10 protein-coding genes are annotated in these 8,261 nt (G+C 57.1%); 3 read left to right on the forward strand and 7 right to left on the reverse strand.

Annotation, left to right across the window (positions count from 1 at the left end; translation table 11 throughout):
- Positions 1-95 precede the first annotated feature (95 nt).
- Positions 96-899 (forward strand): RluA family pseudouridine synthase, encoded by an 804-nt coding sequence (locus B3Y70_RS06175; RefSeq protein WP_153740006.1) that lies wholly within the window; start codon positions 96-98, stop codon positions 897-899.
- A gap of 52 nt (positions 900-951) precedes the next feature.
- Here B3Y70_RS06175 and B3Y70_RS06180 read toward each other — a convergent pair whose 3' ends face one another.
- Genes B3Y70_RS06180 through dapA form a run of 5 tightly spaced genes read right to left on the reverse strand, consistent with a single transcriptional unit; the run spans position 952 to position 5,537 of the window.
- Positions 952-1,959, reverse strand: coding sequence for an NAD-dependent epimerase (locus tag B3Y70_RS06180; protein ID WP_199453916.1), 1,008 nt, complete (start codon positions 1,957-1,959; stop codon positions 952-954).
- Positions 1,960-2,010: 51 nt separating this feature from the next.
- A complete protein-coding gene (locus tag B3Y70_RS06185) occupies positions 2,011-2,745 on the reverse strand; it encodes a TIGR04219 family outer membrane beta-barrel protein (protein WP_199453918.1) in 735 nt (244 codons plus the stop codon).
- 32 nt (positions 2,746-2,777) lie between these two features.
- Positions 2,778-3,491, reverse strand: coding sequence for a phosphoribosylaminoimidazolesuccinocarboxamide synthase (gene purC / locus B3Y70_RS06190; RefSeq protein ID WP_031210967.1), 714 nt, complete (start codon positions 3,489-3,491; stop codon positions 2,778-2,780).
- A 41-nt stretch (positions 3,492-3,532) separates the two neighbouring features.
- Entirely contained in the window at positions 3,533-4,627 is a 1,095-nt protein-coding gene (bamC, locus tag B3Y70_RS06195) for an outer membrane protein assembly factor BamC (protein ID WP_286894603.1), read from the reverse strand.
- 31 nt (positions 4,628-4,658) lie between these two features.
- The gene (dapA, locus tag B3Y70_RS06200) at positions 4,659-5,537 is read right to left on the reverse strand and encodes a 4-hydroxy-tetrahydrodipicolinate synthase (protein WP_022991091.1); all 879 of its coding nucleotides are present in this window, start codon (positions 5,535-5,537) and stop codon (positions 4,659-4,661) included.
- A 74-nt stretch (positions 5,538-5,611) separates the two neighbouring features.
- Between dapA and B3Y70_RS06205 the strand changes: the two genes are divergently transcribed.
- Complete coding sequence (locus tag B3Y70_RS06205; RefSeq protein ID WP_288589413.1) at positions 5,612-6,079, forward strand: peroxiredoxin; 468 nt, start codon at positions 5,612-5,614, stop codon at positions 6,077-6,079.
- Positions 6,080-6,083: 4 nt separating this feature from the next.
- On the opposite strand, the gene B3Y70_RS06210 is transcribed toward B3Y70_RS06205, so the two are convergent.
- Complete coding sequence (locus B3Y70_RS06210; protein WP_022991089.1) at positions 6,084-7,160, reverse strand: AI-2E family transporter; 1,077 nt, start codon at positions 7,158-7,160, stop codon at positions 6,084-6,086.
- Between the two features lie 15 nt (positions 7,161-7,175).
- On the reverse strand, positions 7,176-7,403 hold the full coding sequence (locus B3Y70_RS06215; RefSeq protein ID WP_011785177.1) for a sulfurtransferase TusA family protein: 228 nt from the start codon (positions 7,401-7,403) through the stop codon (positions 7,176-7,178).
- A gap of 156 nt (positions 7,404-7,559) precedes the next feature.
- Here B3Y70_RS06215 and B3Y70_RS06220 point away from each other — a divergent pair.
- On the forward strand, positions 7,560-8,261 hold a 702-nt coding region (locus B3Y70_RS06220; RefSeq protein WP_288589416.1), incomplete at its 3' end, for a M48 family metalloprotease.

The following is an 8,261-nucleotide window of genomic DNA, read 5'->3' on the forward strand; positions in this document are numbered from 1 at the left end:
CAAACAGTACCACAGCCGGTAAAGGCGTGCTCCCGTCCCCGTTTCCGCTATAATGCCGGGCCCGCTTACCTGAAACCCGGAGTGCTCCATCCATCATGCGCCAGACCATCGACCTGACTGTTGAAAGCTCCGGGCTTGCGGTAGATGCGCTTGCAGGCGCCTCGGGCCTGCCCAAGCAGCGCATCAAGGATGCCATGGCCAAGGGCGCGTGCTGGTGGACACAGAAGGGAAAGCAGGTGCGTTTACGCAAGGCCAAGCGGGAACTGAAACCCGGCACCCGTATTCAGCTGTTCTACGATGATCAGGTGTTGGCGCGTAAGCCGGAAACACCGACGCTGCTGGAGAACAAAGGTCGTTACAGTGTCTGGTTCAAGCCCCACGGGCTGTTATCACAAGGGTCTCAATGGGGCGACCACTGTAGCCTTCTGCGCCTGGCGGAAATTGAACTGAATGCACCCTGCTTTCTGGTACACCGCCTGGATGCTGACGCTGCAGGCCTGATGCTGATTGCCCATGATGGCAAGGCCGCGGCGGCACTTTCAGAATTGTTTGCCGGGCGCGCCATGACCAAGATCTACCGGGCGCGGGTCGCCGGCAACCTGATGGCAGATGATCTTCGCCTCGACACGCCACTGGATGGCAAGGACTCAATCAGCCGCGTGACGACACTGAGCCGGGATGAGGAATCAGACACAACGGAGGTGCAGGTACGAATCGAAACCGGACGTAAACATCAGATCCGACGCCATCTGGCCGGCATTGGCCACCCGATTGTGGGAGACCGGCTGTATGGCGCGGCATCTGCGGGTGGCCTGCAACTCACCGCCGTTGAATTGGCTTTCCAATGTCCTGTTACCCGGAAAGCACAGGTATTCAGGCTTCCGGAACAGCGACCATAAACAAATAAGGCCAGCGTCTCGGCTGGCCTTATTCATAAGCGATGATGGACGCTCAGGCGTTGTAAAAATCCCGATACCAGTCCACGAAGTTAGCAATGCCCTCTTCCACCGCAGTAGACGGCTTGTACCCCACATCGTTGATCAAGTCGTCGACATTGGCATAGGTGGCCGGCACGTCACCCGGTTGCAAGGGCAGCAGGTTCTTCTCGGCTTTCTTGCCCACCCGCTCCTCAATGATCTCGATAAAACGGGACAGCTCCACCGGGTTATTACTGCCGATGTTGTAGATGCGGTAAGGCCCCTTACTGGTGCCCGGATCCGGCTGGGCCCCGCTCCAGTCCTGGTTCGGCTGGGCTACGTTGTCCAGGGTACGGATAACGCCTTCGACGATATCGTCGATGTAGGTGAAGTCCCGCTTGTGGTGGCCGTGGTTGAACACATCGATGGGCTCACCGGCCAGTATCTTTTTGGTAAAGATAAACAGCGCCATATCCGGCCGGCCCCAGGGGCCGTAAACGGTAAAGAAGCGCAGCCCAGTGGTGGGCAGGTTGTACAGATGGCTGTAAGTATGGGCCATCAGCTCGTTGGCTTTCTTGGACGCCGCGTACAGGCTCAGCGGGTGATCCACGTTATCGTGCACGGAGAATGGCATAGTCTCATTGGCCCCATACACGGAGCTGCTGGAGGCATACACCAGGTGCTTGACCTCGTTATGGCGACAACCCTCAAGGATGTTCATAAAGCCGACCAGATTGGCATCCACATAGGCATGGGGGTTCTCCAGTGAATACCGGACTCCGGCCTGGGCTGCCAGGTGCACTACCCGCTCGGGCTTGTGTTCACGAAAAACCGCTTCCATGGCCTCGCGGTCGGCCACGTCCTGGCGTACTTCGGTGAAACCGGGCTTGTTCTGCAGCCGGGCCAGGCGTGCTTCCTTGAGATTGACGTCGTAATAGTCGTTGACGTTGTCCACGCCAATCACTTCATCGCCACGATCGAGCAAACGGTGAGCAAGATGCGAGCCGATAAAGCCGGCGGTTCCCGTAACGAGGATTTTCAAGATCTGTTCTCCATGAAAAATGGCGCCCGAAGGCGCCTTTTACTGTCCTGGTCAGAACGCCACGCCGACACTGGCGAAGGGTCCGGACATTTCCACATCCAGTTTGTCATCATCGTCTTCATAGTCGATAGACATCTGGCGGTAACCGGCCCTCAGCTGCAGCATGGCGAATTCGTACTGGCCATAAGCGTTGAAGTCGTGCAGGGAGTCGCCACTGTAGCTGATGACGTTGCCTTCAGCACCTACGGACACGCCGGTGAACGGCAGGTCGAAACGGGCAGCGAGGTAGCCCATGGGGACGACGGCGTCGACGGAGGTTTTGCTGATGTTGGCTATGTTGGCTTGGTCCCTAACAACGAGCTCCCCGTCAAAATTACGGGCAGTCAGGCCCAGGTCGAGATTCACCCAGTTATCAAGCACTTCGTAGTACAGGGTGACATCGAACTGATCAATATCGAGATCAGATTTAACATCCGTGTTAACAATACCGTCGAATTCTTCCGGCCCAATCTCACCACGCCCACTCTGGGAAATACTGGTGTAATTCAACCGCACGTTTGGCAGCACCGGGATCGGATGTTCGAAAAACGCTGTGAAGTTCGCGTTGCTGTCGCTGTCGAGGTTGAGATCCTTTTCAATATCAACGGCCGAGTCCTTGTTGACCACTTCGCCGGAGAAGTCGGAATCCCAGTAGCTAACGTTGGCGCCAACGCCCAATACATCAGCATTGGCCAGTGGCGCGGCCAGGGCCAGTGAGCCACCTACAACAATCATCAGTTTACGCATAACGCACCCGTTTTTGTGGTTGTATTGCCCGGTCAGTCAAACTTTATGCCGAGACGACGACCGACCTCTTCATAGGTTTCGATCACTTCGCCAAGGCCCTGGCGGAAGCGATCCTTGTCCATCTTCTTGCGGGTTTCCTTGTCCCAGATGCGGCAGCCATCGGGGCTGAATTCGTCACCCAGAACGATCTGGCCACCACTGCGGCCGAATTCCAGCTTATAGTCCACCAGCAGCATGCCGGCGTCGTCAAACAGTTTTTTCAGTACGTCGTTGACCTTATAGGTCAGCTCTTTCATCCGAGCCAGCTCATCGGCCTTGGCCCAGCCGAAGCTGACGGCCAGGGATTCGTTCACCATCGGATCGTGCAGCGCGTCGTTTTTCAGAAAGAGCTCAAAGGTGGGCGGGTTCAGCTCCTGGCCCTCTTCCACGCCAAGGCGACGGCACAGACTGCCCGCAGACACGTTGCGCACCACACACTCAACCGGGATCATCTCGAGCTTCTTGACCAGGGACTCGGTATCCGACAGCAGCCCTTCGAAGTGGGTAGGTACGCCGGCCGCTTCCAGCTTTTCCATGATGAAGGCATTGAACTTGTTGTTCACCATGCCCTTGCGGTTCAGCTGTTCTTTTTTCTCTCCGTCAAAAGCAGAGGTATCGTCGCGGAACACCAGAACAAACCGTTCGGGGTCGTCCGTGCGGTAAACCGATTTTGCCTTGCCGGCATAAAGCTCTTCGCGCTTTTCCATTACTTTCTCCAAACGGCCGGTGGCCTCGGCCACCCCGTTAATCAATACAGATGTTCAAAGAGTTGGGTGAGCAGATCTGCTGAACTGCGTTCACCCTCGTAGCTGTCGTGCTGCTCGGCGGTAACGCTCATGGCGTCGGCACCCTGCTGAATCCGGATTGTGTGGGTGTGGACCGGCTTTTCAGCATCGCTGAACCACGAGAACCAGCCCGGACTGCGCTCGTCTTCCGTGCGGAAATCCACCTGCAACCAGCCTTCACTGCGATTCAGATCCAGTACCGGCAGCCCCATTTCCTCCAGGGACCGATTGACCTCTGCCCAGGTGCGGCCGAAGTCCAGCTCTACCCGAATGGCGACCGCTTCATCCTGTTCCGACTGCAAGCGCACGAGCGGCTCGGATACCATGCCTGAGGCCGCCCGCGAGAAGGATTTATTGTCCTCACGCTGTTTGAGGAAATCCCCCAACTCGGCCAACAGCACCCGTTGTTGTTGCTCGAAGGTTGCATCGGACACCGTGCTACTGTCCCAGGGCAGAAGCTCTTCCGGAGCCTGCTCCAGCTCCAGAATACGCACGCGGATTTCGGTGGTTTTACGCCGAATGCCAGGGGCCAGGCGGGCCTGCATCACCACCTTGGGTTCTGTGGCGGTCGGATTATCGGCGAGCCCCAGCAGTGTACGGCTGCGCTTGCTGAAGTTCGCCAGTTCACTCTGAATAATCCCAAGTTGGGGACTGTCATGGGCAATGCCCAGGCCGCTCTCATTCATCCAGGCACTGACCACGGGCCAGAGTCGTCCTGGCACCTCATTGACCAGCAGCCAGATACGGCCGTCCAACTCTTCAATCACGTAGTTTTCGTCCAGAATCTCGGATGTCATATCCGGCGGACGGGGAATCGACGACGGGTAAAGATTGCGGGAATCGGCGGTGTTGATAGCCCGTATCGGCATGGTCTCGCTCAGCCGGGAGCTGTCGAGGCCTTCAGGCACCTGAATCGGCTCGCCTTCCGGTGCGTTGACGTAGCCTTCGGAACGATCATCGATAAGGCTGCAACCGGCCAGGGCACTGGCAAGCACCAATGCCGAAACAGGTCGAGCGAACAAAACGGTTTTCTTACGGGCTCTTGCAGGAACCTGCATCGGGTTACTCCGGTTAACGGTAACGGTGGCCTCAGAGAACACCTGAGGCCTTGAGCGCGTCTTCCACCTCGCCGTGGAACTTTTCACTGAGCGGCGTCAGTGGCAGACGGATGCCCTCACCGATCATGCCCATGCGGTACAGCGCCCATTTTACCGGAATCGGGTTGGCTTCCAGGAACAGCTTGCGATTAAGCGGCATCAAAAGCTCATTCAAGCGGCGGGTTTCGTCTTCGTTGCCCGCAATGGCCGCTTCACAGAGCTCAGCCATGGCTTTCGGAGCAACGTTGGCCGTTACCGAAACATTACCTTTCGCGCCCGCCAGCATTAGATCCGCCGCTGTGGCGTCGTCACCGGAATACACCGCAAGGCGGCCACCCAGGGCTTCGATCAGCTCGGCGCCACGGGGAATGTTCCCGGTCGCATCCTTGATACCAACGATATTGGGGATATCGGCCAGGCGAACCACCGTCTCGTTCAACATATCGCAGGCAGTGCGGCCCGGTACGTTGTAGAGAATCTGGTTCATGCCCGGTACCGCTTCCGCGATGGCCTTGAAGTGCTGATACAGGCCTTCCTGGGTCGGCTTGTTGTAGTAAGGCACTACGAGCAGACAGGCATCGGCACCGAGCTTGTGGGCTTCGGTGGTCAATTCGATGGCTTCGCGCGTACTGTTACCACCGGTACCGGCAATAACGGGAATCCGGCCGTTTACACGTTTTATGATGTGCCCGATCGTCCGGATGTGCTCCTCCGGATCCAGGGTTGCGGATTCGCCAGTGGTGCCCACAGCAACAATGCCATGGGTGCCGTTTTCGATATGAAAGTCCACCAGCTTGTCCAGATCCTCCCAGTGAATATCACCGTTTGGATACATGGGCGTGACCAGTGCGACAAGGCTACCCGTAATCATAAAAGCTCCGTCCGAATAAAACCGATATGGTAATGTTGGGCTCGAACTGACACAAGGGAATTAAAGGAGATGTCATGTCATCCGTAGCATTGAATCAACCCGTGCCAGAATTTCAGGCTGAGGCCACTGGCGACCAGACCGTTCGCCTGAGCGACCTGAAAGGCCGCAACATCGTTATTTATTTCTACCCGAAAGACAATACACCGGGCTGCACCACCGAGGGCCAGGACTTCCGGGACAGAATGGAAGCCTTCGCTGCCGAGGACACCGAGATTTTCGGCGTCTCGCGGGATGGCCTGAAAGCCCATGATAACTTCCGGGCGAAATACGACTTTCCGTTCCACCTGATTTCCGACAAGGACGAGTCCCTGTGCAAGCTGTTCGACGTCATCAAGCTCAAGAAGCTTTATGGCAAGGAGCACCTTGGCATTGAACGCAGCACCTTCCTGATCGACAAGGAAGGCGTGCTGCGCAGGGAATGGCGCGGCGTCAAGGTCAAAGGGCACGCCGACGATGTGCTGGAAGCCGTCAAGGCCCTTTAACGCCCTATTCCGCAATGGCTGGTGGCGGAGGCGACTCCTTCACCGGCCAGGCCGCGAAAACCGCTTTCAACATCGTCGCCAGTGGAATCGCAAAAAACACGCCCCACAAGCCCCAGATTCCGCCAAAGAACAACACGGCAACAATAATCGCCACCGGGTGCAAGTTGTTCACTTCCGAGAACAGAATCGGTACCAGGACATTGCCATCAAGCGCCTGAATAATGCCGTAGATGACCATGACCCAGATAAAATGGCTGCCCCAGCCGAACGCAAACAGGCCGATCACTGCCACCGGAATGGTGACCACCGCAGCGCCAATGTAGGGAATCACCACGCTCAGCCCCACCAACAGGGAAAGCAATGCCGCATAGGGCATGCCGAGAAACTTGAAGGCGACATAGGTGACGCCACCCACTATCAGGATCTCCACCGCCTTGCCACGGACATAGTTGGCACACTGCAGGTTAACCTCGTGCCAGATGCGAACCATCATCGGCCGCTGCGGCGGCAGCAGGCGGGCGAAAGAGTTCACCAGAACCCGGCGGTCTTTCAGGAAAAAAAACACCAGGATAGGCACCAGAACCATGTAGATCAGCAAGGCCACAAGATCCGGAATGCTGGACAGCGAGAAGGACACCAGCCATTGAGTCAGGTGCCCTACTTCCGCCGAGATCTGCTGGTACATGGTGTTCACAGATTCGACTGAGACCAGATGGGGGTACTGTTCCGGCAAAACCTCAAGATAGGACTGGAGCTCCCGGATAATCCGGGGCGCTTCGCCGGCAAGGGTACTCAGCTGGGTCCAGATCAACGGCAACAGGCCGAAGATAAAACCCACCAGCACGCCCAGGAACACCACAAACACACCTATCACGGCGATCAGCTCAGGCACACCCATCCGGTTCAGTTTCGACACCAGGCCCTGTAGAATGAACGCGACAATCAGGGAAGCGATGGCCGGCGCCAGCATGGCCCCGAACCAGATGATAAAGACGGTGCCAGTCACCAGCAGCAAAAACAGGATGACGGCTTCTTCGTCTGAAAAATATTTGTGGGCTAGACCGCGTAGAATTCTGACCATGAATAACTCCGGAAATTAACCGCCGCACTTTATCACGAAACGATATTCCCCATTACTCTCCGATTGGCTGACAAGCGTATGGGCCGACAATGCCAGCCAGGCAGGTATGTCCCTCAGTGAGCCGGTATCCGTGGCAACAACCACCAATTCCTCCCCGGGGGTCATGGAATTGAGTTCCAGCTTGGTTTTCAGCAGCGGCATGGGACAACGCAGCCCGCTGGCATCCAGGGTTCTGTCAGCCATAATCAGCATTTACCATTACGTTTCATACAGTAACCAGGCAGGCATTATGCCGCTGGTGTTACTCTATTGCATCACAAGAGTTGGTAATACTCCGGAGAACTTGCCGGCTGCCGCCTTGTCAAACGGGCAACATGAATTCGAGGCACTCTCAGACATATGAAGTACCAGCAAGAAGGCCAACACCGCTGCTCCTGGGCCCTGATCGTTTTTCTGGCCCTCACCATGGCGGTCATCAGCCCGGCCACACGCGCGCAGTCGTCAGACCTGCCAAGCATCGGTGGTAGCGGCGGCCTGATTTCCGGACAGATGGAAGCCGATATTGGCCAACAGGTTATGGCCTCCATTCGCCGCTCCGCCCCGCAACTGCAGGACCCACTGGTTTATGACTACCTGAGCGCGATTATCTATCGCCTGGTGCCATCTGCACCGCTGGACAACCGCGACCTGAAACTGGTTCTGATTGACAGCCCGGCCATCAACGCCTTCGCCGTACCCGGCGGTGTCGTGGGCGTGAATGGGGGCCTTTTCCTCAATGCGGCAACCGAACAACAGTTTGCCTCGGTCCTGGCCCACGAACTGGCCCACCTCAGCCAGCGCCACTTTGCCCGCAGAATGCAGCAACAGGAAACCAGCGCTCCGCTGACGCTGGCAGGCATGATCGCCGGTATCGTGCTATCTGCAGTTACCCAGTCAGACATTGGCATTGCCGCCATTGCCGGCACCCAGGCCATGGCGGTACAGAACATGCTGGCCTACAGCCGCTCTCACGAACAGGAAGCCGACCGGGTTGGCATGGACATCCTGGCCAGTGCCGGCATGGACCCGAGAGGCATGCCCGAGATGTTCGAAATCATGATG

Origin of the sequence: Marinobacter sp. UBA5687, from assembly GCF_002420325.1 — a bacterium.
GTDB classification, from domain to species: domain Bacteria; phylum Pseudomonadota; class Gammaproteobacteria; order Pseudomonadales; family Oleiphilaceae; genus Marinobacter; species Marinobacter nauticus.

Coding starts and splice junctions, on each gene's coding strand:
- bamC (WP_286894603.1), bottom strand. CDS start 4,627: ATGCAGGTTCCTGCAAGAGCCCGTAAGAAAACCGTTTTGTTCGCTCGA.
- purC (WP_031210967.1), bottom strand. CDS start 3,491: ATGGAAAAGCGCGAAGAGCTTTATGCCGGCAAGGCAAAATCGGTTTAC.
- B3Y70_RS06185 (WP_199453918.1), bottom strand. CDS start 2,745: ATGCGTAAACTGATGATTGTTGTAGGTGGCTCACTGGCCCTGGCCGCG.
- B3Y70_RS06205 (WP_288589413.1), top strand. CDS start 5,612: ATGTCATCCGTAGCATTGAATCAACCCGTGCCAGAATTTCAGGCTGAG.
- dapA (WP_022991091.1), bottom strand. CDS start 5,537: ATGATTACGGGTAGCCTTGTCGCACTGGTCACGCCCATGTATCCAAAC.
- B3Y70_RS06210 (WP_022991089.1), bottom strand. CDS start 7,160: ATGGTCAGAATTCTACGCGGTCTAGCCCACAAATATTTTTCAGACGAA.
- B3Y70_RS06175 (WP_153740006.1), top strand. CDS start 96: ATGCGCCAGACCATCGACCTGACTGTTGAAAGCTCCGGGCTTGCGGTA.
- B3Y70_RS06215 (WP_011785177.1), bottom strand. CDS start 7,403: ATGGCTGACAGAACCCTGGATGCCAGCGGGCTGCGTTGTCCCATGCCG.